29 protein-coding genes are annotated in these 21,765 nt (G+C 66.3%); 25 read left to right on the top strand and 4 right to left on the bottom strand.

What is annotated here, in order from left to right:
- The first annotated feature begins 221 nt into the window (after window positions 1-221).
- The gene (locus J5Y09_RS08060) at window positions 222-1,145 is read left to right on the top strand and encodes a DUF2493 domain-containing protein (protein WP_209351237.1); all 924 of its coding nucleotides are present in this window, start codon (window positions 222-224) and stop codon (window positions 1,143-1,145) included.
- Window positions 1,146-1,154: 9 nt separating this feature from the next.
- Here the strand turns inward: J5Y09_RS08060 and J5Y09_RS08055 are convergent, their stop codons facing one another.
- Window positions 1,155-1,559: a hypothetical protein gene (locus tag J5Y09_RS08055; protein ID WP_209351236.1), complete on the bottom strand. Its 405-nt coding sequence runs from the start codon at window positions 1,557-1,559 to the stop codon at window positions 1,155-1,157.
- A 278-nt stretch (window positions 1,560-1,837) separates the two neighbouring features.
- Between J5Y09_RS08055 and J5Y09_RS08050 the strand changes: the two genes are divergently transcribed.
- From J5Y09_RS08050 to J5Y09_RS07970, 18 genes are all read left to right on the top strand, one after another.
- A complete protein-coding gene (locus J5Y09_RS08050) occupies window positions 1,838-2,002 on the top strand; it encodes a hypothetical protein (RefSeq protein ID WP_182296925.1) in 165 nt (54 codons plus the stop codon).
- A gap of 51 nt (window positions 2,003-2,053) precedes the next feature.
- Window positions 2,054-2,584: a hypothetical protein gene (locus J5Y09_RS08045; protein WP_245216949.1), complete on the top strand. Its 531-nt coding sequence runs from the start codon at window positions 2,054-2,056 to the stop codon at window positions 2,582-2,584.
- A gap of 611 nt (window positions 2,585-3,195) precedes the next feature.
- A complete protein-coding gene (locus J5Y09_RS08040) occupies window positions 3,196-3,522 on the top strand; it encodes a DUF736 domain-containing protein (protein WP_011579875.1) in 327 nt (108 codons plus the stop codon).
- Window positions 3,523-3,711: 189 nt separating this feature from the next.
- Complete coding sequence (locus J5Y09_RS08035; RefSeq protein WP_011579874.1) at window positions 3,712-3,975, top strand: helix-turn-helix domain-containing protein; 264 nt, start codon at window positions 3,712-3,714, stop codon at window positions 3,973-3,975.
- Between the two features lie 120 nt (window positions 3,976-4,095).
- On the top strand, window positions 4,096-4,362 hold the full coding sequence (locus tag J5Y09_RS08030) for a DNA -binding domain-containing protein (protein ID WP_209351235.1): 267 nt from the start codon (window positions 4,096-4,098) through the stop codon (window positions 4,360-4,362).
- A gap of 10 nt (window positions 4,363-4,372) precedes the next feature.
- Window positions 4,373-4,801 (top strand): transcriptional regulator domain-containing protein, encoded by a 429-nt coding sequence (locus tag J5Y09_RS24290; RefSeq protein WP_342451436.1) that lies wholly within the window; start codon window positions 4,373-4,375, stop codon window positions 4,799-4,801.
- Window positions 4,728-5,252 carry a DUF2285 domain-containing protein gene (locus J5Y09_RS24285; RefSeq protein WP_342451435.1) on the top strand — a complete coding sequence of 175 codons (525 nt, stop codon included), beginning with the start codon at window positions 4,728-4,730 and terminating at the stop codon, window positions 5,250-5,252. Before J5Y09_RS24290 ends, J5Y09_RS24285 begins: the two co-directional genes overlap by 74 nt.
- A 125-nt stretch (window positions 5,253-5,377) precedes the next feature.
- The gene (locus tag J5Y09_RS08020; RefSeq protein ID WP_209351234.1) at window positions 5,378-5,659 is read left to right on the top strand and encodes a helix-turn-helix transcriptional regulator; all 282 of its coding nucleotides are present in this window, start codon (window positions 5,378-5,380) and stop codon (window positions 5,657-5,659) included.
- A 37-nt stretch (window positions 5,660-5,696) separates the two neighbouring features.
- Complete coding sequence (locus J5Y09_RS08015; protein WP_342451434.1) at window positions 5,697-6,728, top strand: replication initiator protein A; 1,032 nt, start codon at window positions 5,697-5,699, stop codon at window positions 6,726-6,728.
- Window positions 6,728-7,366 (top strand): ParA family partition ATPase, encoded by a 639-nt coding sequence (parA, locus tag J5Y09_RS08010; RefSeq protein ID WP_209351354.1) that lies wholly within the window; start codon window positions 6,728-6,730, stop codon window positions 7,364-7,366. The genes J5Y09_RS08015 and parA overlap by 1 nt, the downstream gene beginning before the upstream one ends.
- Window positions 7,363-7,602, top strand: coding sequence for a ribbon-helix-helix protein (locus J5Y09_RS08005; protein ID WP_094472449.1), 240 nt, complete (start codon window positions 7,363-7,365; stop codon window positions 7,600-7,602). The genes parA and J5Y09_RS08005 overlap by 4 nt, the downstream gene beginning before the upstream one ends.
- Window positions 7,599-8,114 (top strand): DUF2840 domain-containing protein, encoded by a 516-nt coding sequence (locus J5Y09_RS08000; protein WP_209351232.1) that lies wholly within the window; start codon window positions 7,599-7,601, stop codon window positions 8,112-8,114. The genes J5Y09_RS08005 and J5Y09_RS08000 overlap by 4 nt, the downstream gene beginning before the upstream one ends.
- Window positions 8,111-8,656, top strand: coding sequence for a S26 family signal peptidase (locus J5Y09_RS07995; protein WP_209351231.1), 546 nt, complete (start codon window positions 8,111-8,113; stop codon window positions 8,654-8,656). Before J5Y09_RS08000 ends, J5Y09_RS07995 begins: the two co-directional genes overlap by 4 nt.
- A gap of 45 nt (window positions 8,657-8,701) precedes the next feature.
- A complete protein-coding gene (locus J5Y09_RS07990) occupies window positions 8,702-9,040 on the top strand; it encodes a DUF736 domain-containing protein (RefSeq protein WP_209351230.1) in 339 nt (112 codons plus the stop codon).
- Between the two features lie 3 nt (window positions 9,041-9,043).
- A complete protein-coding gene (locus J5Y09_RS07985; RefSeq protein ID WP_245216947.1) occupies window positions 9,044-9,796 on the top strand; it encodes a lytic transglycosylase domain-containing protein in 753 nt (250 codons plus the stop codon).
- A 247-nt stretch (window positions 9,797-10,043) separates the two neighbouring features.
- The gene (locus tag J5Y09_RS07980; protein ID WP_209351229.1) at window positions 10,044-11,807 is read left to right on the top strand and encodes a relaxase/mobilization nuclease domain-containing protein; all 1,764 of its coding nucleotides are present in this window, start codon (window positions 10,044-10,046) and stop codon (window positions 11,805-11,807) included.
- 29 nt (window positions 11,808-11,836) lie between these two features.
- Window positions 11,837-13,825 carry a conjugal transfer protein TraG gene (locus J5Y09_RS07975; protein WP_209351228.1) on the top strand — a complete coding sequence of 663 codons (1,989 nt, stop codon included), beginning with the start codon at window positions 11,837-11,839 and terminating at the stop codon, window positions 13,823-13,825.
- A gap of 7 nt (window positions 13,826-13,832) precedes the next feature.
- Window positions 13,833-14,255 (top strand): CopG family transcriptional regulator, encoded by a 423-nt coding sequence (locus J5Y09_RS07970; protein WP_094472262.1) that lies wholly within the window; start codon window positions 13,833-13,835, stop codon window positions 14,253-14,255.
- A gap of 18 nt (window positions 14,256-14,273) precedes the next feature.
- Here the strand turns inward: J5Y09_RS07970 and J5Y09_RS07965 are convergent, their stop codons facing one another.
- The 3 genes from J5Y09_RS07965 to J5Y09_RS07955 are packed head-to-tail and all read right to left on the bottom strand — an operon-like array spanning window position 14,274 to window position 16,365.
- Complete coding sequence (locus J5Y09_RS07965) at window positions 14,274-14,810, bottom strand: gamma-glutamylcyclotransferase family protein (protein ID WP_209351227.1); 537 nt, start codon at window positions 14,808-14,810, stop codon at window positions 14,274-14,276.
- Window positions 14,807-16,126 carry a type II toxin-antitoxin system HipA family toxin gene (locus tag J5Y09_RS07960; RefSeq protein WP_209351226.1) on the bottom strand — a complete coding sequence of 440 codons (1,320 nt, stop codon included), beginning with the start codon at window positions 16,124-16,126 and terminating at the stop codon, window positions 14,807-14,809. The genes J5Y09_RS07965 and J5Y09_RS07960 overlap by 4 nt, the downstream gene beginning before the upstream one ends.
- Window positions 16,123-16,365 carry a helix-turn-helix transcriptional regulator gene (locus J5Y09_RS07955; RefSeq protein WP_094472265.1) on the bottom strand — a complete coding sequence of 81 codons (243 nt, stop codon included), beginning with the start codon at window positions 16,363-16,365 and terminating at the stop codon, window positions 16,123-16,125. The genes J5Y09_RS07960 and J5Y09_RS07955 overlap by 4 nt, the downstream gene beginning before the upstream one ends.
- A gap of 302 nt (window positions 16,366-16,667) precedes the next feature.
- On the opposite strand from J5Y09_RS07955, the gene trbB reads away from it, so the two are divergent.
- Genes trbB through trbK-alt form a run of 6 tightly spaced genes read left to right on the top strand, consistent with a single transcriptional unit; the run spans window position 16,668 to window position 21,765 of the window.
- On the top strand, window positions 16,668-17,657 hold the full coding sequence (trbB, locus tag J5Y09_RS07950) for a P-type conjugative transfer ATPase TrbB (protein ID WP_342451433.1): 990 nt from the start codon (window positions 16,668-16,670) through the stop codon (window positions 17,655-17,657).
- Window positions 17,654-17,986, top strand: coding sequence for a TrbC/VirB2 family type IV secretion system protein (locus J5Y09_RS07945; protein ID WP_209351225.1), 333 nt, complete (start codon window positions 17,654-17,656; stop codon window positions 17,984-17,986). Before trbB ends, J5Y09_RS07945 begins: the two co-directional genes overlap by 4 nt.
- Entirely contained in the window at window positions 17,986-18,267 is a 282-nt protein-coding gene (locus tag J5Y09_RS07940; RefSeq protein WP_066664194.1) for a VirB3 family type IV secretion system protein, read from the top strand. Before J5Y09_RS07945 ends, J5Y09_RS07940 begins: the two co-directional genes overlap by 1 nt.
- Window positions 18,268-18,276: 9 nt before the next feature.
- The gene (trbE, locus tag J5Y09_RS07935) at window positions 18,277-20,715 is read left to right on the top strand and encodes a conjugal transfer protein TrbE (RefSeq protein ID WP_209351224.1); all 2,439 of its coding nucleotides are present in this window, start codon (window positions 18,277-18,279) and stop codon (window positions 20,713-20,715) included.
- A complete protein-coding gene (trbJ, locus tag J5Y09_RS07930; protein WP_432761234.1) occupies window positions 20,715-21,473 on the top strand; it encodes a P-type conjugative transfer protein TrbJ in 759 nt (252 codons plus the stop codon). Before trbE ends, trbJ begins: the two co-directional genes overlap by 1 nt.
- A gap of 10 nt (window positions 21,474-21,483) precedes the next feature.
- Entirely contained in the window at window positions 21,484-21,765 is a 282-nt protein-coding gene (trbK-alt, locus tag J5Y09_RS07925) for a putative entry exclusion protein TrbK-alt (RefSeq protein WP_209351222.1), read from the top strand.

Genomic DNA, 21,765 nt, shown 5'->3' with positions numbered 1-21,765 from the left:
TGTGGCCGACTATTTTCCGGCGGCCCGTTCCACCCCACGCAGTCAAGCCGCGCGGGGACCCCGGCTCGGGCCTTTCCATCGCGAGACAAAATAGCCGGCCCCTGCGGTCCTTCGCTCACGCTGCGGCCCCTCGCTGTCGCTCGGGGTGCCAGCCCAGCCCGTCCGACGGCTTCGTCGCCATGAAGGCCGCGGCGGTCGCGGTCCAGCGAACGGAGCTTCCCATGAGCGAGCATGACGAATTTGAGCCCGACCACATCTCTTCTTCCACCGACCACGTTCTGACCGAGCTTCAGCTCTACGGCTTCCTTCCCCGCGACGATGAACCCGATCCTCGACCGATCCCGGAAGATCGCGTGATCACCGGCGCCGTCGCCGACATCTTCGACGCGCTGATCGCCACCATCGCCGATACCGGCCTCGACGCAGATCTCGACGACCTGCTGTGGTCAACGGTCAACACCTTCCACCGCGCCGTCGAACGGGTCGAACGCACACTCGACGACAACGAGCAGGCGCAAAAGCAGGGGCAGCGCGAACAGGACGGCTCCGAGGTGAAGGCCGTGCAACTCGAAGCGCTGATCGCCACGGGACAGCGGCTCATCGAACGCCGTGACGCCCTCGAGCTCTTCCGTGACACCGGCGCCGACCTCTACCGGAAGACAACCGGCTCGAACTGGTCGCCCCGCCACGGCTCTCGCGTCAACCATCGCCAGCTCACCTCCGCGATGATCGACAGCCGCGACTTCATCGCCGCCCGCAAGCGTGCCGATCGCGAGGTGCTGCTGCCGGCCGGGCCGAAGATCGCGCTGACCGGCGGGCTCGACTTCAACGACCATCAACTGATCTGGGCCAAGCTCGACCAGGTCCGCGCGAAGCACCCCGACATGGTGCTGATGCACGGCAAGTCTCCAAAAGGGGCCGAGAAGATCGCGGCCCGCTGGGCCGACCACCGCGGCGTCGCGCAGATCGGCTTTGCCCCCGACTGGACCAAACATGGCCGCTCCGCCCCGTTCAAGCGCAACGATCAGATGCTGGACGTGCTGCCGATCGGGGTCATCGTGTTCCCCGGCACCGGCATCCAGGACAACCTGGCCGACAAGGCGAAGAGGCTCGGCATCCCGGTCTGGAGGTTCGGCGGCGCATAAGCGCCGCCTTCAGCCGAACAGAAGCTGTGGCTGCGTGGGCAGCATGATCCACTCTACGATGTTACCCGGCTTTATCGTGAAGCCACGTGCTCGCAGGGCGGCGGCATCTGCATCGCTCAACCGGCATTGGGTCCCGTGACTTGATGAGCCGTCCAAATTCACCACGCCTACTTCTGTCCCTCTGCGCCCGTATACATGCGCATGCGTCTGACCAACGCCGTGTGTCGGCTGGTCGATACGGATGTTTTTGTCGAACCGACCGTTCACCCATTTGCCTTCGTCAAGCCGCTCGAAACTCTCGTTATCTTTGGACACAATTACTTCGGTCAGCGTCGGCAGATTTACAAAATCACGAAACCTCAACATCCCTCTCCCTTTGGCTTTGGAATACCGCTCTCTGCCCTCCTTATCCATGAGGGAGATCGCATACGGGATACCGCAACCTGATATGGCCACGCTACTGGTCGTCGACCGGCTGCACTGGCGCCAGAGGCAGAGCCACCGCCCCGCTTTTTTCTGCGCTTATCCTTGATCCAACCGAGGGCCTGACGCCATCAACCCGTGAAGGGTCAGCTACGCCTTGGCGTGCCGCCGCTTCGTCTTCGCCACCGCGGTGATTGCGGCCCTCGGCCGGACACATCGGGCGCCTGTCAGCGGGGGATGGTCCTCCGCTCGGAACAGGAGCCGGACCGATGTCCCTCGACGCCGCTTATGCCTTCGCAAACAGCCTCGCTGGCACCCTGATGGTCGCCATCATCATCTTCCGGGCGGGCGACGGCACGCTGTCCGTCACGCCCTGCAACGAGTTCGACGGCGATGCCGAGATCGTGGCCGAGATCGATCCGTTCGACGTCTGACGTCCGGCGGAACTGCTTCGCGGGCGGAGATCGGTTCGATTTCCGCTCCCGATGCTCATCGAAACTGGCTATACTTTCAATCGCGCCTTGGTGGTGGTGGTCGGCGCAGCCGTCAGACCTATTCTCACGGAGGCCACCACCATGATCGTCTTCGCCATTCTCGGTTCGCTCGCCGCCATCGGCGTGCTTTGCTGGTTACTGTTTACACTCGCTGTCTTTGCGCTCCCAGCCTTCGTCGGCGTCAGCGTCGGCATCTGGGCGCATCAGACCGGCGCCGGCCTGCTCGGTGCCATTGTCATCGGCGCCGTTGGTGCCGGTACCGCACTCGGCGTCGGCCAGCTTCTGCTCGCAGTTCTGCGGCCGGTCTGGCTGAAAATCCTCGTCGCCTTGGCTTTCGTCGCGCCCGCAGCCATCGCGGGCTTTCACGCGACGCATGGCATCGTGAAGCACACCATGCCCTCGGAAACCTGGCAGCTCGTGTTCTCGGTCATCGGGGCGATCGCCTTTGCAGTCACGACCTTCATCCGCGTGACGTCACTCACCCCGCCAGGATCGACCGGACGGGGCGTTGCCAATGCCTGAGTGTCGAGCTGACCGCAGAGCCGGACCAGAGAGTGGACGTGCACCACGCACCAGCCATCGACCGAACTGATGTGGGATCGGGCGAATATGCGCACGGCAGCGCGCAACCTGTCATGCCGCAGGGCTCGCTGAACGTCTGATCTCAGGCTGATCAACTGCCGACCGACCAAACGCAGGCCGATCGGCGTCATCGGTCAGGCGTTCCTCATCAGCAGGACGCGACGTGCCAGGTCCGGGCTCAAAAAACGCCGATCACGTAAACCGCGCGCGTGCCAACTCGGCCGATGCCCTGCGCCGCCACGTCATCCCCTCGGGATCTAGCCGGATCGAGCGCACCCGAGCGGCCTCTTCAATGGCCTGATCTGGCCGAAGACCGGCTCATGCCTCGCTCGCCTATGGCGCAACAGCGGCGTCGCAACTTTCTTCCCCTGCCGGCTGCGCCGACATTCCTCGCGGGACAAGAAAGTTCCTCCTTTGCTGTCAGGCCCCAAGCCTACCCCGGCAAACCGGGGACCCCTGGCTGGGGTGCGCCGCCGAGCGTCTCCGGCCCGTCGATCGCCATCGAGGCCGCAATGGTGCGGGCTCGAGACTTCAGATCGAGGAGAAATGACATGGCCACCATCGGCACCTTCAAGAAGACCGGCACGAACGAGTTCACCGGCGAGATCGTCACCCTGAGCGTTCAGGCCAAGAACGTCCGCATCGTCCCCGAGACCCGGGCCACTGGCGAGAACGCCCCCAGCCACCGCGTCCTGGTCGGTCGCGCCGAAATCGGCGCCGCCTGGTCCAAGCGCTCCAACGAGGGCCGCGACTATCTTGGTCTCAAGCTGGACGACCCGAGCTTCAACGCCCCGATCTACGCCAACCTCTTCGACGACGAGGACGGCGAAGCTTTCAGCCTCATCTGGTCCCGCCCCAGCCGCCGCAACGGCGACTGAGGCTCCGGCGACGCCCCGTCCGGTCGATCCGGACGGGGCCTTCGTCAGCCAAAGCATCCGAATCAGGTTGCGGCCTGAACTACTCGAACGACCGCAATAGACGCTCTTCAGTCTGGCCTGAGAAGCCAAGAACGACTATTATAGTCGTAGTTCTGGCGTGCGCTGAGGTCCGAGTGGAGGTGATCATGCATGATCACCGCCCGACTGTCGCGGGCCGCACGCGCGTTGCTGGGTTGGACACAGGAGACGCTCGCTGACGAAGCCCGTGTGTCACTGACCGCGCTCAAGCGCCTCGAGTCGGAGAGCGACTTGAAGGTCTACGAGAGCACGCGCGATCAGGTGCGCCGGGCATTCGAAGCGCATGGCATCGTCCTCTTGCAGTCCGACCAAGGTGAAGGGGTGATGCTCGTCCATGGCCGAAAAGCCGCCAGCGACATGCGGAAGAGAAACTAGCGCCGTTCCCCGACGTCCGAGCAACGTTGAGGGCCAGCAGCTATCCCAGTTGCCGTCGAAGTCGGGCTTGGTTAACGCCATGTCGACACGCAGGGGCTCTGCGATTCCAGGTGGGGCGTCGTGACCAAGGCAGACTTCCTCGAACGACCGCCCGAGAGCGCGTCGGTCACCGACTATGATCGGGCGCACATGACGCTCTACCTTCGCCTCCTCGATGCCGCGTCGGACGGCGCGGCCTGGGAAGAAGCCGTGTCGATCTTGTTCGGCATCGACCCGGCCGCCGAGCCGGAGCGCGCCCGCCGCATCCATGACAGCCATCTCGATCGTGCCAAATGGATGACCCAGCACGGCTACCGCGAGCTCGCACACGAGCACCCGCGTCGTTGATGCGGGGGTGATGCCGCGGCGGCATCGCCCGTTTCCATTTCTCCGGCTTCCGCTGGCACTCGCATGGCGGAATCCTGCGCAGCGAGGCTACTGCAGCTTTGCTGGCGGAGGATGCATGACCCCCGACATCTCGCATTGGCGATCATCCGAGCGCTACGAGTACGTCCAAGACCTCGTCTCGCCTGAACTCGCCTGGGAATGGCTACGCCGGAACGAAGACTATCAGCGCGACTTCGAGGCCGCTCAGCTGGAACCGAACGCCGACACCGCAGCAACCGAGGCCGCGAGGTCTCGATGGGGGCTGCGATTTCCTGTTGCCGCCGGCCCTCGACGCCAAAGAGGCCGCTCCCATCTGGGCACCCACCGTGAACACTGGCGTCATACTTCTGACCGCACCGCCCGCCATCCTGCCGAAGGACGAGACGTCACAATCCATTGACGCGCAGGCGCCCGGCCAATCAGACGCGCAAGGCTCCCACTTCGTCCACTCCCTCACGAATGGCGAACGGCTCCAGATCCTGCGTCTCGGCGGATCAGGCGCGGACGAAGGCGCGGCGGCCGTCATCCCGCTCGGCCCCGAAGGCTTCGATCGGCTCGAGGCCGTCGCCCGTCTCCTGAGTTCGCTTCATGGTCGCGCGATCCCTGCCGACACGCGGCTGACCAAGCAGCAGCGTCACCGTGCGCGACGGATGTTGCAGGCCGTGGACGGTCGCCTCAGCGGCGCCAGTTACCGCGAAATCGCGGTGACCCTGTTCGGCACGCGCGACCTCGCCGATGAACCGTGGAAAACATCCTCGCGCAGGTTTGCGACGATGGACCTCGTGCGCGGCGGCCTCGCCATGATCGCCGGCGGCTATCGACGCCTGCTGAGCCATCGCCGTCGACGCTAGCACGCCTGGTGTGGCGATGTGCTCCCGCCAGCTTCCCACTCCCTCTGCAAGTTCGCGCTCCGCCAGGGTAGCCGCCAACCGCCGCTGTCCCCCTGCGGCTCTCGCGCAAACTCGGAGGCCCGATCATGTCACCCAATGGCGCCGGCGTGCCGCAACGCTTTCTCCGCACGCCTGAAGCGGCCCGCTTCCTCGGTCTCTCGGATCGCACGCTCGAGAAGCACCGGACCTACGGCACCGGTCCCGCCTATCGCAAGCTCGGCGGGCGCGTCGTCTACGCGCTCGAGGACCTGAAAGCCTGGGCCGACCGCGGCTTCGTCACCTCGACGTCCGATCCGCGCGGGAATGTCCTTCCCGCCAAGCGCCATGCCGCCGTCACGCCTGCCTTCGGCGGCGGCCAAGCCCGCTGAGCCATCCGACATGTCCCCGCGGCAGCGCCCCCTCTCCTTGAGCGAACGATCGCGGCTCGACCCCTTCGTCGTCGCCACCGGCGACGCCAGCCCGCGCGACCAGCGCGATCTGATGGAACGGCCCTTCTTCTCGCTCGCCAAGACCAAGCGTACCTCACCAATCCACTACGAATCCGGCGACGTCCGCGTCGAAGTCTTCGCGGTCCCCGAACATGGCATGGCGACAATCTGGGACGCCGATATCCTGATCTGGGCTGCGAGCCAGATCGTCGAAGCCGCGAACCTCGGGTTCCAAACCTCACGCTTCCTGCGCTTCACGCCGTATCAGCTCCTAACCGCCATCGGGCGCCAGACCGGATCGCGCGACTATCGGCTTCTCAAGGGCGCTCTCGCGCGCCTTCAGTCGACGGTCATCCGCACCACGATCCGCAACGGCGAGCATTGGCGGCGTCAGCAATTCTCCTGGATCAACGAATGGGGGGAATGCATGACGCGCGACGGCCGCGTGGAGGGCATGGAATTCGTCCTGCCCGACTGGCTCTATCGCGGTGTCATCGATCGCTCGCTCGTGCTCGCCATCGATCCCGCCTATTTCCGACTGACCGGCGGCATCGAGCGCTGGCTCTATCGGGTCGCCCGCAAGCATGCCGGCCGTCAGCCCACAGGCTGGACCTTTGAAATCGCACACCTTCACGCCAAGTCGGGCAGCCAGGCGCGTATCTCCGACTTTGCCATCGACATCCGCCGCATCGTCGCCCGCCAGCCGCTGCCCGGCTATCGCTTGGCGCTGGAGCGCGCCGGTCGTCAGGAACGCCTGCATATCCGCCCCATCAATTTGTCCACAGGCCCTGTGGATGGCGTTGTGGATGCGTTCGGGACTTCGGGCGCAAAGGGTATCGGGATTTCGGGCGCAGCCGCATCGGGACTTCGGGCGCGCGGATCGCAGCTAACCCTCTGGCCTGAAACGGCGATTCCGAGCCTTAACTTAGAGTCTAACAAGGAATCTAACTTCTTGTTGGAGCGGGGCGACGGAGGAAAACCGCCCCGCGGCCGACGGAGCGCGCGGTGATGATCGTCGCGTTGCTCAACCAGAAAGGCGGCGTCGGCAAAACGACGCTCGCCCTCCATCTCGCCGGCGAATGGGCCAGCCGGGATCAACGCGTCATGCTCATCGACGCCGATCCGCAGGGCTCTTCACTCGACTGGTCCGAAGCGCGCGCCCGTGAAGGCCTGCCCCGCCGGTTCGCCGTCATCGGACTTGCGCGCGACACCTTGCACCGCGAAGCGCCCGAACTGGGGCGCGGCGCCGATCATGTGGTGATCGATGGTCCCCCGCGCGTCGCCGGCCTCATGCGCTCGGCCCTGCTCGCCGCCGATCTCGTCCTCATCCCGGTTCAGCCGTCGCCCTTCGACGGATGGGCGTCAGCCGAGATGCTGGCGCTGCTCCGCGAAGCACGCCTGTTCCGCCCGTCGCTTGTCGCTCGGTTCGTGCTCAACCGCTGTGGCGCGCGCACCATCATCGCACGCGAGACTGCCAAGGCGCTCGCCGAACACGATCCGCCGGTGCTGGCGAGCGCGATAGGCCAACGCGTCGGCTTCGCGGATGCCGCGCAATCCGGCCGCCTGATCTCGGAGCTCGATGGCCAGCGTGCCGGTACGCGCGAGATCGCCGCGCTCTGCGCCGAAGTTGGAAGGCTCGCACCATGACCAGGCGCAGTTTCGCCGCACGGCCCGGCGACCCGGACACCTGGATCAAGGCCGCCGACGATCCGCGCGGCCGCAGGGCTGACGCCATCGCCTACACGGCGCGCCTCACGATCGACGTCACGCCGGACCTGCGCGGTCGGATCAAGGTCACTGCGTTCCAGCGCGGCCAGACTGTGGCGGACATGCTGCGCGATCTCCTCGCGGACGCGTTTCCTGCCGAGGGGGACGCGCCATGAGCGCAACGGCAATTCATGGCGCAGCGGGCGTTCGGACGTCATCACCTCCGGGCGCGCTCACCGAGGTTGAACTGGTCTGGCGCGAGAAGCAGATCGAACACTGGATCCGCTTCGGCCATGCGGTCCACGAGCAGATCCTCGACCGACGGCGCCGCGTCCTCAGCTTCCCCGCCGGGGCTGTCTTCGCCTTCGTCCGCTGGGCATCGAATGGCTTTGGCACCGTCGTCTCGCGCATCGACATCCTGCGCGCCGTCAGCGCGAGCGAAGGCTATCAGACGCTGCCCTCGGTGCGGCCCGGTGGTGAAATCCTGCTGCAAACGAGCGGCTGGCCGAGCGTCGAGCATGTGCTGCTTCTGATCGACGCGATCGAAGCGCTTGACATCGATCCCGCCGAAGCTGCGCCTGACTATTGGCGCCATGTCCATAACCGGCTCGCCGCCGGGGACGCCCCGCGATCCTACTCCCGACAGCAGCATCGCGCCTGGCGCTTGCGACAGAGGGCCGAGCCATGACGCGCGCCGGCTACCTGCTGACGGCCACTGGCGCCGCGCTCCTGCTGATCACGCTGGCGATGGTGCACGTTGCACCGCGGCTCGTCTGGAACGCATCGGCCAGCGTCCCGGTCGGCCTCTATGAGATCGGTTCGGCGACACCGCTCGAGGTCACCGACCTTGTCGCCGTCAATGCGCCGGAGCCGCTTGCCGCATTCCTCGCGGACCGGGGTTATCTGCCGCGCGGCGTGCCGCTCTTGAAGCGCGTTGCCGCACTTCCCGGACAGACGGTCTGCCGTTCGGGTGCCGCCATCACCGTCGACGGAATCGCCCTCGGCAAGGCGCTCGACCGCGATCGTCTGGGGCGCACGCTGCCCATCTGGAAGGGCTGCCACCAGATCGGCGCGAGCGAACTCTTCCTCATGAACATCGGCGTCCGAGACAGCCTGGACGGCCGCTACTTCGGGCCTCTCGCCGTCACAACCGTGATCGGGCGGGCCACGCCTCTCTACACCGACGAAGACGGCGACGGTCGCTTCGTTTGGCGCGCGCCGACGCGGTGACGGCGCAGCCATGACCCGTTCCACCGCATCGCCAAGGAGGTTGCCATGAGCCTGATCGGAGAATTCACCCGCACCAAGAGCGGCTATGGCGGCCGCATTCGCACGCTCGCCCTCGACGCCGCTCTGGTGCTCGTGCCGGCGGAGCACTCCGACGCCGAGAACGCGCCCGACTATCGCGTTCACCTCGGCGATGACGCCGATGGGCCTGAAGTGGGCGCGGGATGGAAGCGCACCGGCGAGAAGGCCGGCGAGTATGTGTCGTTGCAGCTCGACGATCCGACTTTCGCACAGCCGATCCGGGCCAGCCTGTTCCAGTCGGCCGACGACAAGTCAGCATGGGGTCTCTACTGGAACCGGCCGATCAAGCGCAGCGAGCGGGACTGACCGATGCGCGTCTCCCATCGCCAGCCCGCCGCCGGAGCGAAAGGGGCCGCCCGCCGACTGCCCTTCCTTCTCCTTTCCGGCCTGGCCTTTGCTGGCGCGATGCCCGCGCCGTCTCTGGCGCAGACCTCGGTCATCGAGCGACCCGCTGCAGGCTCGCCCTACACACAAGCGGTCGCCGAGGCAGCGCAGCGGTTCGGAATTCCCGAGCGCTGGATCTGGGCAGTCATGCGCGTCGAGAGCGGCGGTCGTGTCCGCGCGGTCTCGCCCAAAGGCGCGATGGGACTCATGCAGATCATGCCCGCGACCTGGGCAGTTCTGCGGGCGCGCCACGGTCTGGGGGCCGATCCCTTTGACCCGCGCGACAACATCCTCGCTGGTGCAGCCTATCTGCGCGAAATGCACGACCGCTACGGCGCGGCGGGCTTCCTTGCGGCCTACAATGCCGGCCCCGGGCGCTACGATGAATATCTCTCGGCTGGCCGCTCGCTGCCCGCCGAGACCATCGCCTACGTGGCCGCGATCGCGCCGTTGATCGGCAGTGAGCCGCTCGCTGTCGCGACCGTCGACCCGCTCGCCTGGACTCGGTCTCCGTTGTTCGTCGCGCGCTCCAACGGCAGCGTTGCAGCAGACCGATCGCAGCCCGATCGTCAAAGGAACGGCAGCCGAACGGCAGATCCGCAGCAACCCCCAATCGCTGGTTCGACGCAGACGGCAGGCATCTTCGTGACCCGCGCCGATGATGGGGGGCGCCCATGACCAGAATCGCACTCCGGCGCGGTGTAGCGAGCTCCGGGAAAGAGGCGGTATGGGGCGGTTGGGGCGAGGCAGACACGACCAACAGACGGCGAGATAAAAGCGGCTCGCCACTCTCACGCAAGCCATTGCTTTCGCATGGCTTTTCACGTGCCGGTCGGTCGTGGGCAGTGCCGCTTCCGGCTATTTTCCACGCTTTTACAAGGACATTGCCGGCACTGTCCGGCGTTTGGCCCGCTGGAGGCCGACGATGAGCGGCGGCGACAGCGACTTCCGGGTCCGGCCAGGCCGCATCGGTTCGACGCGGGCGCCGAAGCCCAAGAGCTTCATCAACCAGGTCCTGCGAGCCGCCAAGCGCTCGGGGCATGTCGGCACCGGCGGCGGTCCGGGCCGCAAGGCATCCGGCTATGGCCGTTCGAGCTTCGGGCGCGGACGGATCGCGTTCAGCCGCGCGCGGCTTTTCAGCTCGTCGCGCCGCGTCGTCGTCAAGGCGCGGATCGCCCGCCATCAGGGCCGGGCCTTCCGGTCTGCGCCGCTCAATGCCCATCTCTTCTATCTCAAGCGCGACGGCGTCACGCGCGACGGCGAAAAGGCCGTGATGTTCGATGCCGACAGCGACCGCGCCGACGACGCTGGTTTCGCCGCGCGCTCCAAGAACGACCGGCACCATTTCCGCTTCATCATCTCGCCCGAGGACGCCGGCGAGATGACGGACCTGCGCGCCTTCACCCGCGACCTCGCGCGCCAAATGGAAGCCGACCTCGGGACCCGGCTCGATTGGGTCGCGGTCGATCACTGGAACACCGACAATCCCCACGTCCACCTGCTGGTGCGAGGCGTCGACACCCAAGGCGCCGACCTCGTCATCTCACGCGACTACATCAGCCGCGGCTTGCGATCCCGGGCCGAGGATCTCGTGTCGATCGAACTCGGCCCGAAGCCGGAGCACGAGATCAAGACGGCGCTCGAGCGCGAAATCACGGCCGAGCGCTGGACGCGCCTCGATGTCGAGATTCGCATTGCCGCCGACGAAACCGGCTTCATCGACCTTCGTCCCGAGCAAACCGGCACCGCTGATCCCCAGACCCGCCGGCTCATGATCGGCCGGCTCCAGCACCTGGAGAAGATGGGCCTTGCGTCATCCGCCAGCCCCGGCGAGTGGATGGTCGGCCTCGACGCCGAACGCCATTTGCGCGATCTCGGGCTTCGCGGTGACATCATCAAGACCATGCACCGCGCCTTTGCCGAGCGCGGTGAAGATCGCGCCGTCGCCGACTATGTCATCGAAGGCGGGAGCGGACAGGCACCGATCATCGGGCGGCTGGTCGATCGCGGCCTGCACGACGAGCTGACGGGCGAAGCCTATGCGGTGATCGACGGCACCGACGGCCGCGCCCACCACGTCCGGTTCCGCGGTATCGAAGCCTTCGAGCATGCGCCTGCGATCGGCGGCATCGTTGAGGTTCGGCGCTTTGGCCAAGCCGATGAGCCGCGCCCGACGCTTGTTCTCGCGAGCCGGTCAGACCTCGAACTCGGCCAACAGATCAAGGCGCCGGGGGCCACCTGGCTGGACCATCGGCTCGTGGAGGCGGACCCCATGCCGCTGTCGATGGGAGGCTTTGGGCGAGAGGTGCGCGACGCCATGCAGGCACGGGCCGAGCATCTCGCCGACCAAGGCCTCGGTCGCCGCCAAGGCCAGCGGATCATCCTGCAACGCGACCTCCTCGCCACGCTGCGGCGGCGCGAACTGGATGCGGTCGGGGCGCGCCTCTCCGCCGAGACCGGTCTGGCGCACATGAAACCGACCGCCGGTGATCAGGTCGCGGGCACCTATCGCCAGCGTCTCGACCTCTCCTCCGGCCGCTTCGCGATGATCGACAACGGCCTCGGCTTCCAGCTCGTGCCCTGGTCCCGCGAGATCGAGCGCAAGCTCGGCCAGCATGTCGCCGGCGCCGTGAAGGACGGCGGCGGCATCGAATGGGGCCTCGGTCGCAAGCGCGGGCTCGCCCTCTAGGCAACAAGGAAGAAAGGACTCCGCCGCCGATGTCTGCGACGAAAATCCTCTGGGGCCAGATCACCACCGTGTTCCTCATCGTGCTGCTCACGACCTGGGGCGCGACCCAATGGACTGCCTGGCGGCTTGGCTTTCAGGCGCAGCTCGGCACGCCCTGGTTCGAGCTGGCGGGTTGGCCGGTCTACTACCCCCCCGCCTTCTTCTGGTGGTGGTATTTCTACGACGCCTATGCCCCTCCGATCTTTGTCGAAGGCGCGGTGATCGCCGCCTCAGGCGGCTTCATCTCCATCGCCGTCGCCATCGCAATGTCGGTATGGCGTGCCCGTGAGGCGAAGAACGTCGAGACCTACGGCTCGGCCCGCTGGGCTGAACTCCGGGAGGTGAAGGCAGCGGGCCTGCTCGGACCCGATGGCGTCGTCCTCGGCAAGATCGGCGACGCCTATCTCCGGCACGACGGGCCTGAGCATGTCCTGTGCTTCGCGCCGACCCGATCGGGCAAGGGTGTCGGCCTCGTCGTTCCCACGCTCCTCACCTGGCCGGGCTCCGCTATCGTCCACGACATCAAGGGCGAGAACTGGCAGCTGACCGCCGGCTTCCGCGCCAGGCACGGCCGCGTCCTGCTGTTCGATCCCACCAACGCCAAGTCGGCCGCTTACAACCCGCTTCTGGAAGTGCGTCGCGGCGAGTGGGAAGTCCGCGACGTGCAAAACGTCGCCGACGTGCTCGTCGACCCCGAGGGCTCGCTCGACAAGCGCAATCACTGGGAGAAGACGAGCCATTCTTTGCTCGTCGGCGCCATCCTGCATGTGCTGTACGCGGAGGAGGAGAAGACGCTCGCCGGCGTCGCCGCCTTCTTGTCGGACCCGCGCCGTCCGATCGAAGCGACGCTGAAGGCGATGATGACGACGCCGCATCTCGGACCCGGCGGCCCTCATCCGGTCGTGGCGTCAACAGCGCGCGAACTTCTCAACAAGAGCGACAACGAGCGCTCGGGCGTCCTGTCCACCGCCATGTCGTTCCTGGGTCTCTATCGCGACCCGGTGGTGGCGGAGGTGACGCGCCGCTGCGACTGGCGGATCGCCGACCTGATCGCCGATGAGAAGCCGGCGACGCTCTACCTTGTGGTTCCGCCATCCGACATCTCCCGGACGAAGCCGCTCATCCGGCTCGTGCTGAACCAGATCGGCCGACGCCTGACCGAGGATCTGCATACGCGAGACCGGCGGCATCGCGTGCTGATGATGCTGGACGAGTTCCCGGCGCTCGGCCGCCTCGACTTCTTCGAGAGCGCGCTCGCTTTCATGGCCGGCTATGGCCTGAAGTCGTTCCTCATCGCCCAGTCATTGAACCAGATCGAGAAGGCCTATGGCCCGAACAACGCGATCCTCGACAACTGCCATGTGCGCGTGAGCTTCGCCACCAATGACGAACGCACCGCCAAGCGCGTCAGCGACGCGCTCGGCACCGCGACCGAGATGAAGGCGATGCGGAACTATGCCGGGCATCGGCTCAGCCCCTGGCTGGGTCATCTGATGGTCTCGCGCTCGGAGACGGCGCGGCCGCTCCTCACGCCCGGCGAGGTGATGCAGCTGCCCGCGACAGACGAGATCGTCATGGCCGCCGGTGTCCATCCCATCCGAGCCAAGAAGGCCCGTTACTTCGAGGATCGCCGCTTCAAGGAGCGCGTCCTGCCATCGCCGGACCCGGCGAAATCCGGGCGTTCGACCCGAAAGGACGCCTGGTCCGAGTTGAAGCCGCAGCGGCCGGACGCAGACCTCGCGGCCCAGCTCGACAAGGCGGAAGATGCCGCCAATGGCGGGCTGCGGCGCGAGCCGGAGCTGCCCGACCATGTCGCGATCGCCAAGGAAACAACCGGACCTGCCGCGGCCGACGAGTTTTCCATCATGCTGGACGATGAGCCGGAAGACGCAGCGCGGCAGCGGCAGGCGCTGCGGCAGCAGATGCGCGGCGTCGCGCGACAGGTGGCGCTCGATCCGAATGATGGCATCGATTTGTGAGGCGGCCATGCGCGACCGGATGAACGTCTATTTCCCGCCCGAGATGCTCCGCCAGATCGCCGATCTCGCCGACCGCAAGAAGCTCTCCCGCTCCGCAATCGTCGAAGCGGCGGTTGCGTCGTTCCTGTCACCCGATGGCGCCGACAAGCGCGAGGCCGCGTTCGCGCGCCGCCTTGATCGGCTGTCGCGTCAGGTCCAGCGTCTCGAGCGCGACCTCGGCGTCACCGCAGAAACCCTCGCCCTGTTCGTCCGGTTCTGGCTGACGATCACGCCGCCTTTGCCGAACGATGCTCAAGCGTCAGCACAGGCCAAAGGGCGGGAACGCTATGAAGGCTTCATCGAGACGCTGGGGAGGCGCCTGCAGAAGGGGCAAAGCTTCTTGAGGGAGATTCCGGACGATATCAGCGGGGTGGACGCACAAGATGGCTAAGGTACCGTTCGGAACGGCTCATCCCAGGCGTTCAAGAAGCGTTCGGTAATCCTCAATGCCATGCTCTCGCATCGCCTCAATGGCTTCGACGCGAGTCCTTCGACCCAATTCAGTATCCTCGACGAAGCGCGTGCCCCTCAGTGCGGCGACATGAGCTGTATCCAGCCCATGATATTCCGCGCCGGCAATGACGGTCGCGAGGTACCAATCGAAAGGCCGCAATGTGTTGTCCAACGAGGTGCCAAGATAGCTGCTTGCCGGAACGCTGCTTCCCTCGATGGCGAAGGTGTCGTCGCGCCGGTAGCCATAGCCGACCCCCTCGTGCCGGTCCAACTGCTCTCGTTCGGCCAGATCAATCTCGAAAATGACTCCGGGCACGGCCGAATTCGGGTCGGTCACCAAGGTCGCTTTTCCTGAGCCGTCCTTACTCGCCTTCGAAAACGCAAGACTCCAGGCGCGTGCAACTCCCGTCCCTACGACCCTCGCAGACGGGCAGCGGCCAAGCAGGCGGGCCGGCAACATGTTGGAGCCATACGCGAAGTAGAGAAATGTCATTCGCCATTGCTCCCTTCGACATTCCCTCCATCGCGCTGTTGATTGGCCGAGCGGCCGGATTCCGCCACCGTCAGCGCGCAGCGCTCCGCTCGTTCGCGGACCATCGCGGCAAGACTTTCGATCGACGTCCGATCGAAGCCAGGGCGGACCAAATCGGCCGCAACCTCGCCTGTTCTCGCGATCACGCCCTTGCTGATCTCCGCGACCCGCCTGCGTATCAGCGGCAGGCCGACACCCGCGTCCGCCGCGAACGCTGCCCACCCCCTCGCGTCCAGTTCGGCAAGCGTCGCCCGCTTCCCAATCTTCATGGCGAACTTCGGCGAGAGATCGGGGTAGGCAACCGTTGCCAGCAAGTCATAGAGCGGGGCGAGGCGCGGGCCTTCAGCGTCATATAGTATCGAGAAATTCTTGCCGTGGGCGTCGGCGTTCCCGGCGATCACATTGAAGATCACGGCATCGAGGAGCTTCAGCACATCCACAGCGGGCCTTGCGGCGACGCGGCGGAGCAGCGCGAAGCAGTCCTTGAACGTCGGGCCGCCTTCGCTGGCGTACTTGGTCTCCGGCGGCACGCCGAGCGCCTGGCAGAAATCCTCCTGATGGATCCGGCGCACTACGCCATCGTCGCCGACGGCGCGGTCATAGCGATTGACCAGCAGAAATGTTCGATCCTTGACGGTGCGCGCTTCCACCGGCGCGACATCGAGACCAATGGCGGCGGCAAGACGCAACACGAAGGCCTCGTTCTCGGTCGTGGCCGCAAACCGCGATATCGGAGGCTTCAGAATATGCGTCGTCGGCTGGCCCGGCGCAGGCAAGGCGACCGCGCCATCCACCAGAACCACCGGAACCTTCGATTGCGCGCCGGCGAGCGAGAGACGCAGGCCTTCCTCGCCTGCGAGCAGTGGGCGGACGGGCAGCGCGTCCAGCACCCGGATCAAGCCCGCATCGTCAAGCCGGGTTGGCCGTTGATCGGGGGCAAGAGGGGCCGGACCTTCGCCGGGCGGCAGAAGCTGGAGCGCGCCCGCCACATCCCCGCCGAGGCGATCAAGAAGGGCGAAATCATTGGCGCGCGACACGCCAAGTGCCTGAGCCGCGGCATCGCGCTGGCTTTCCTCCGGCAGAAGACCGCCGAAAAACGGGCGGCACTCGCGGCGGGTGAACGGCTCCGCCCGCTTGGGCAGCGAGGCGGACAAGGACTGCGCCTCCTCATCGTCAAGCCAAGCCGGCGCATAGGCGAAGCCGAGTTCACTATGCCGGTCCTGCGTCAGCTGGCCCACCAGGCGCCCGTCCCACCAGATATCGAGGGTGCGCGTCATGCCTTGCGCGCTCCTTTGGTGTCGGGCGGCGGTGTGATATCGAGTGAGCATCCGAGCGCCGCCAGGACCTGAAGCGTCTTGCCGATCTGCGCGGTCGGCTTGCCGGCCTCGAGATCGACGATGAAGCGCAGGCCGACGCCCGCTGCACCCGCAAGCTCGTCCTGCCGCAGGCCAGCGGCCTTGCGGGTGGTTCGGACGATGTCGCCGATCTCGGCGGTGGTGAGGTTGCGTCTGGCCATGATATTTACCGAACGGGAAAGTATCATGGATTCCTGAAGAATGTCTATCAGAATTTCCCGCTCGGGAAAGCCTGCGCTTGGGGGTGGCTCCCGCACCTGAATTATTCCCGCTCGGGAAAATGGACTCATCGGAAGCCTCAGACGCTGCTGTGGCTCGACGCCGGTCCGCCGATCACCTGTCTTTCTTCGCCACAGTACGATGACCCCTTGAGCGTTGTTGCAACGCCCCAATTCCTGCCTTTCTTACTCATCCCCGATCCAGGGCCGCGCATCGCGCGGGCCCGCAAGCGAACGGGGACGACGTGGCGGTCAACCATCAGCAATCGGAAGCAGCCTCACGCGGCGCACGCATGTTGCGCACCGCGCTGGGGCCTGCGGTCGCCCGATTCCTTGAAGACCCCGCGATCGTCGAGGTCATGCTCAACCCCGATGGACGGCTCTGGGTCGACCGGCTCTCTGACGGCCTGTCCGATACGGGGGAACAGCTTTCGGCGGCCGATGGCGAACGCATCATCCGCCTCGTCGCCCATCATGTCGGCGTCGAGGTACATGACCGTCGACCGCGCGTCTCGGCCGAGCTCCCCGAAACCGGCGAGCGCTTCGAAGGCCTGCTGCCGCCGGTCGTAACGGCACCGGTCTTCGCGATCCGCAAGCCCGCGGTCGCCGTCTTCACGCTCGACGACTATGTCGCCGCCGGCATCATGACGGCGGAGCAGGCCGTCATCCTCCGGCAGGCGGTCGCAGCGCGCGCCAACATCCTCGTCGCCGGCGGAACCAGCACCGGCAAGACCACGCTGACCAACGCCCTGCTGGCCGAGGTCGCGAAGACTACTGACCGCGTCATCGTCATCGAAGACACCCGCGAGCTGCAATGCAGGGCGCAGAACATCGTCGCCATGCGCACCAAGGACGGTGTCGCGACGCTGTCAGACCTGGTGCGCTCCTCGCTGCGGCTGCGGCCGGATCGGATCCCGATCGGTGAAGTGCGTGGGGCCGAGGCGCTCGATCTCCTGAAGGCCTGGGGCACCGGCCATCCCGGCGGGATCGGCACGATCCACGCCGGCACCGCACTCGGCGCGCTACGCCGCCTCGAGCAGCTCATCCAGGAAGCTGTCGTCACCGTCCCCCGGGCGCTCATCGCCGAGACCATCGATCTGGTGGCCGTGCTCTCCGGCCGCGGCGCTGCGCGGCGTCTTGCCGAACTCGCCCGCGTCGAAGGGCTCGGGACGGACACCGACTACCGCCTTTCCCCCGCAACCCAGCCTCCCGACCCACAAGGAGAACCCGCATGATCCGACATATCGCGCGCGGCCATCAGCGCCTCGCGACCGCCACCACTGCGCTGACCCTGAGCTTTCTTCTGGCGCCCGCCGCCCATGCATCGGGCTCCTCGATGCCCTGGGAAGCGCCACTGCAGTCCATCCTCCAGTCGATCGAGGGGCCAGTCGCCAAGATCATCGCGGTGATCATCATCATCGTCACCGGCCTGACGCTGGCATTCGGCGACACGAGCGGAGGATTTCGGCGCCTCATCCAGATCGTCTTCGGCCTGTCGATCGCCTTCGCGGCCTCCAGCTTCTTCCTGTCGTTCTTCTCGTTCGGCGGCGGGGCGCTCGTCTGATGGCGGGCCTCCTGCATCATCCCGATGAGGTCGCGGGCTTCTCGGTTCCGGTCCACCGCGCGCTGACCGAGCACATCCTGCTGGGCGGCGCACCGCGCAGCATCGCCATCATGAACGGCACGCTCGCCGGCGCTGTCGGTCTCGGCTTGCGGCTATGGCTGGTTGGTCTCCTCATCTGGGCGATCGGCCATTTCGCCGCCGTCTGGGCAGCAAAGCGCGATCCGCTCTTTGTCGAAGTCGGCCGCCGGCATCTGCGCATTCCGGGCCATCTCACGGTCTGAGGCATGGCCATGATGAACCTCGCCGAATATCGCCGAACCGCGACCCGCCTTGCTGATTTCCTGCCCTGGGCGGCGCTGGTCGGCGAAGGGGTTGTGCTCAACAAGGATGGCAGCTTCGAGCGTAGCGCGCGCTTTCGTGGTCCCGATCTCGACTCTGCTGTGGCCGCCGAACTGGTGGCCGTCGCCAGTCGCCTCAACAACGCCTTCCGGCGTCTGGGCTCGGGCTGGGCGATCTTCGTCGAAGCGCAGCGCCACGAAGCCGCCTCCTATCCGGCAAGCCGCTTCACGGACGCCGCCTCCGCCCTCCTTGATGCAGAGCGCAAGGCCGACTTCGAGGAAGCGGACGCGCATTACGAGTCGAGCTACTTCCTGACCTTCCTCTATCTCCCGCCTGCCGAGGACGCCGCGCGGGCGGAGACCTGGCTCTACGAGGGTCGCCAACAGTCCGGCGTCGATCCCCATGAAGCCCTCGCGGCCTTCATTGACCGCACCAACCGCGTCCTCCAGCTCGTCGATGGCTTTATGCCGGAATGCCGGTGGCTCGATGACGCCGAGACCCTGACTTACCTGCACTCGACTGTCTCGACGAAGCGCCACCGCGTCCGCGTGCCCGAAACGCCGTTCTACCTCGATGCGCTTCTCGCCGATGAGCCGCTGACCGGCGGCCTCGAGCCGCGGCTCGGCGCCGCCCATCTGCGCGTGCTGACGATCAACGGCTTTCCGACGGCGACGACGCCAGGGATTCTCGACGATCTCAACCGGCTCGCCTTTCCCTATCGCTGGTCCACGCGGGCGATCCTCCTCGACAAGACGGACGCCACGAAACTGCTGACGCGCATCCGGCGGCAGTGGTTCGCCAAGCGCAAGTCGATCGCCGCAATCCTGAAGGAGGTGATGACCAACGAGGCCTCCGCGCTTGTCGACACGGACGCTGCGAACAAGGCGGCCGATGCCGACATGGCCTTGCAGGAGCTAGGCGCCGACTATGCCGGTCAGGCCTATGTGACCGCCACCGTCACCGTCTGGGACGCCGATCCGCGCACCGCCGACGAGAAGCTGCGCCTTGTGGAAAAGGTGATCCAGGGCCGCGACTTTACCGCGATGTCCGAGACCATCAACGCCGTCGATGCCTGGCTCGGTTCGCTGCCCGGCCACGTCTACGCCAACGTGCGGCAACCACCGATCTCCACCCTGAACCTCGCCCACATGATTCCGCTATCGGCGGTCTGGGCCGGGCCGGAACGGGACGAGCATTTCGGTGCGCCGCCGCTGCTCTACGGCAAGACCGAAGGCAGCACGCCGTTTCGCTTTTCGCTGCATGTCGGCGACGTCGGCCACACGCTGGTGGTCGGACCGACAGGCGCGGGCAAGTCTGTGTTGCTCGCGCTCATCGCGCTTCAGTTCCGGCGCTATCCGGACGCCCAAGTCTTCGCCTTCGACTTCGGCGGCTCGATCCGCGCGGCCGCGCTCGCCATGGGAGGCGATTGGCACGACCTCGGTGGCAGCCTGACGGACGGCGCCGCGTCGTCGGTCTCCCTCCAGCCACTCGCGCGCGTTCACGAGACCCATGAGCGTGCCTGGGCAGCCGACTGGGTCGCGGCGATCCTTGCCCGCGAGGGCGTCACGATCACGCCGGAGGTGAAGGAACATCTCTGGACGGCGCTGACCTCGCTGGCGTCCGCGCCGATCCCAGAGCGCACGTTGACGGGCCTCGCCGTCCTCCTCCAGTCGAACGATCTCAAACAGGCGCTGCGACCCTATTGCGTGGGCGGTGCCTATGGACGGCTGCTGGACGCCGAAGGCGAGCAGCTGGGGGAAGCCGCAGTCCAGGCCTTTGAAACCGAGGGACTGATCGGCGGCGGCGCGGCGCCGGCGGTCCTCACCTATCTCTTCCATCGGATCGGCGACCGTCTGGATGGACGGCCCACGCTCCTGATCGTCGACGAAGGCTGGCTCGCGCTCGACGACGAGGGCTTCGCGGCGCAACTGCGCGAATGGCTGAAGACGTTGCGCAAGAAGAACGCGTCCGTCGTCTTCGCCACGCAGTCGTTGGCCGACATCGATGGGAGCGCGATCGCTCCGGCCATCATCGAGAGCTGCCAGACGCGCCTTTTGCTGCCGAACGAACGCGCGATCGAACCGCAGATCACCGCGATATACAGGCGCTTCGGCTTGAACGACCGCCAGATCGAGATCCTCGGCCGGGCCACGCCCAAGCGCGACTATTACTGCCAGTCGCGGCGCGGCAACCGGCTGTTCGACCTGGGGCTCTCCGAAGTCGCCCTCGCGCTTTGTGCGGCATCCTCGAAAGCTGATCAGGCAGCGATCGAGGCGATCCTCGCCGAGCATGGCCGCGACGGCTTTCTGCCCGCCTGGCTGCGCGCCCGCGATATCGGATGGGCTGCCGATCTCATCCCCGACCTCACCAACCTGGAGCCCAACCCATGATGATCCGACGCTCTCGCTCTGCGCTGTTCGCTGCAACCATCCTGTCGCTGCCCGTCGCCTTCTCGCCCGTGTTCGTCACCCCGGCAGCGGCGCAGTGGGTGGTCTATGATCCGACCAACTACGTCCAGAATGTCCTATCGGCTGCGCGGGCGCTCGAGCAGATCAACAACCAGATCCAGAGCCTCCAGAACGAAGCGCAGATGCTGATCAACCAGGCCCGAAATCTCGCAAGCCTGCCCTATTCCTCGCTTCAGCAGCTCCAGCAATCGGTGCAGCGCACGCAAGCGCTTCTGGGTCAGGCACAGCGCATCGCCTTCGACGTGCAACAGATCGATCAGGCCTTCCAGAGCCAGTACGGCAACATCTCGCTGTCGACTTCGGATCAGCGTCTCGTCTCCGATGCACGATCGCGCTGGCAGAACACGGTCGGCGGCCTTCAGGACGCGCTGCGCGTGCAGGCCGGTGTCGTCGGCAATATCGACACCAACCGCGCCGAGATGGCGGCTCTGGTCGGGCAGAGCCAGGGTGCGACCGGCGCGCTTCAGGCAACCCAGGCCGGCAACCAGTTGCTCGCATTGCAGGCGCAGCAACTTGCAGACCTGGTCGCCGTGGTCGCTGCGAACGGCCGAGCGCGGGCGCTTGTCGATGCCGAGCGCGCCGCAGCCGCCGAACAAGGCCGTGAACAGCGCCGCCGGTTCCTGACGCCCGGCTCCGGCTATCAGCCCGGCAACGCCCGGATGTTCCCGAACGGCAACTGAGGACAGCAGGATGGACGGCAAGACGCTGGCCCGCGTGGGCGCAATCATCTTCGTCTCCGTCGCGATCACCGCAACGGCGATCGAGATGACCCGGAAAGAGGATAGGCCAGCGGTTCGGCCGACGCCCGTGCTTGAGGAGGCGGAGGACCCGCTGCGCGAGGGCCAGCGTCGGTGCCAGCAGATGGGGGAAGCCGCAGCCAGAGACAGTGAGTGTCTGCGCATCTGGGCCGAAACCCGCGACCGTTTCCTTGGCAGCCGCACCGTGCCGCGACGCGCCGACGAAGGGCGGTGA

This window comes from Roseomonas nitratireducens (assembly GCF_017813355.1).
In the GTDB taxonomy this organism is placed as follows: Bacteria; Pseudomonadota; Alphaproteobacteria; order Acetobacterales; family Acetobacteraceae; genus Neoroseomonas; species Neoroseomonas nitratireducens.
Note: the sequence above shows the minus strand (reverse complement) of the source record. Positions and strands in the feature narration are given on the sequence as shown.

Coding starts and splice junctions, on each gene's coding strand:
- J5Y09_RS08060 (WP_209351237.1), top strand. CDS start 222: ATGAGCGAGCATGACGAATTTGAGCCCGACCACATCTCTTCTTCCACC.
- J5Y09_RS08000 (WP_209351232.1), top strand. CDS start 7,599: ATGAGCGCAACGGCAATTCATGGCGCAGCGGGCGTTCGGACGTCATCA.
- J5Y09_RS07965 (WP_209351227.1), bottom strand. CDS start 14,810: ATGACATTTCTCTACTTCGCGTATGGCTCCAACATGTTGCCGGCCCGC.
- J5Y09_RS07940 (WP_066664194.1), top strand. CDS start 17,986: ATGGCGGGCCTCCTGCATCATCCCGATGAGGTCGCGGGCTTCTCGGTT.
- trbK-alt (WP_209351222.1), top strand. CDS start 21,484: ATGGACGGCAAGACGCTGGCCCGCGTGGGCGCAATCATCTTCGTCTCC.
- J5Y09_RS07995 (WP_209351231.1), top strand. CDS start 8,111: ATGACGCGCGCCGGCTACCTGCTGACGGCCACTGGCGCCGCGCTCCTG.
- J5Y09_RS07955 (WP_094472265.1), bottom strand. CDS start 16,365: ATGGCCAGACGCAACCTCACCACCGCCGAGATCGGCGACATCGTCCGA.
- trbE (WP_209351224.1), top strand. CDS start 18,277: ATGATGAACCTCGCCGAATATCGCCGAACCGCGACCCGCCTTGCTGAT.
- trbJ (WP_432761234.1), top strand. CDS start 20,715: ATGATCCGACGCTCTCGCTCTGCGCTGTTCGCTGCAACCATCCTGTCG.
- J5Y09_RS07975 (WP_209351228.1), top strand. CDS start 11,837: ATGTCTGCGACGAAAATCCTCTGGGGCCAGATCACCACCGTGTTCCTC.
- J5Y09_RS07960 (WP_209351226.1), bottom strand. CDS start 16,126: ATGACGCGCACCCTCGATATCTGGTGGGACGGGCGCCTGGTGGGCCAG.
- J5Y09_RS07980 (WP_209351229.1), top strand. CDS start 10,044: ATGAGCGGCGGCGACAGCGACTTCCGGGTCCGGCCAGGCCGCATCGGT.
- J5Y09_RS08020 (WP_209351234.1), top strand. CDS start 5,378: ATGTCACCCAATGGCGCCGGCGTGCCGCAACGCTTTCTCCGCACGCCT.
- parA (WP_209351354.1), top strand. CDS start 6,728: ATGATCGTCGCGTTGCTCAACCAGAAAGGCGGCGTCGGCAAAACGACG.
- J5Y09_RS07945 (WP_209351225.1), top strand. CDS start 17,654: ATGATCCGACATATCGCGCGCGGCCATCAGCGCCTCGCGACCGCCACC.
- J5Y09_RS07990 (WP_209351230.1), top strand. CDS start 8,702: ATGAGCCTGATCGGAGAATTCACCCGCACCAAGAGCGGCTATGGCGGC.
- J5Y09_RS24290 (WP_342451436.1), top strand. CDS start 4,373: ATGCCGCGGCGGCATCGCCCGTTTCCATTTCTCCGGCTTCCGCTGGCA.
- J5Y09_RS08055 (WP_209351236.1), bottom strand. CDS start 1,559: ATGGATAAGGAGGGCAGAGAGCGGTATTCCAAAGCCAAAGGGAGAGGG.
- J5Y09_RS08005 (WP_094472449.1), top strand. CDS start 7,363: ATGACCAGGCGCAGTTTCGCCGCACGGCCCGGCGACCCGGACACCTGG.
- J5Y09_RS08045 (WP_245216949.1), top strand. CDS start 2,054: ATGCTCATCGAAACTGGCTATACTTTCAATCGCGCCTTGGTGGTGGTG.
- J5Y09_RS08040 (WP_011579875.1), top strand. CDS start 3,196: ATGGCCACCATCGGCACCTTCAAGAAGACCGGCACGAACGAGTTCACC.
- J5Y09_RS07985 (WP_245216947.1), top strand. CDS start 9,044: ATGCGCGTCTCCCATCGCCAGCCCGCCGCCGGAGCGAAAGGGGCCGCC.
- J5Y09_RS07970 (WP_094472262.1), top strand. CDS start 13,833: ATGCGCGACCGGATGAACGTCTATTTCCCGCCCGAGATGCTCCGCCAG.
- J5Y09_RS08035 (WP_011579874.1), top strand. CDS start 3,712: ATGATCACCGCCCGACTGTCGCGGGCCGCACGCGCGTTGCTGGGTTGG.
- J5Y09_RS08050 (WP_182296925.1), top strand. CDS start 1,838: ATGTCCCTCGACGCCGCTTATGCCTTCGCAAACAGCCTCGCTGGCACC.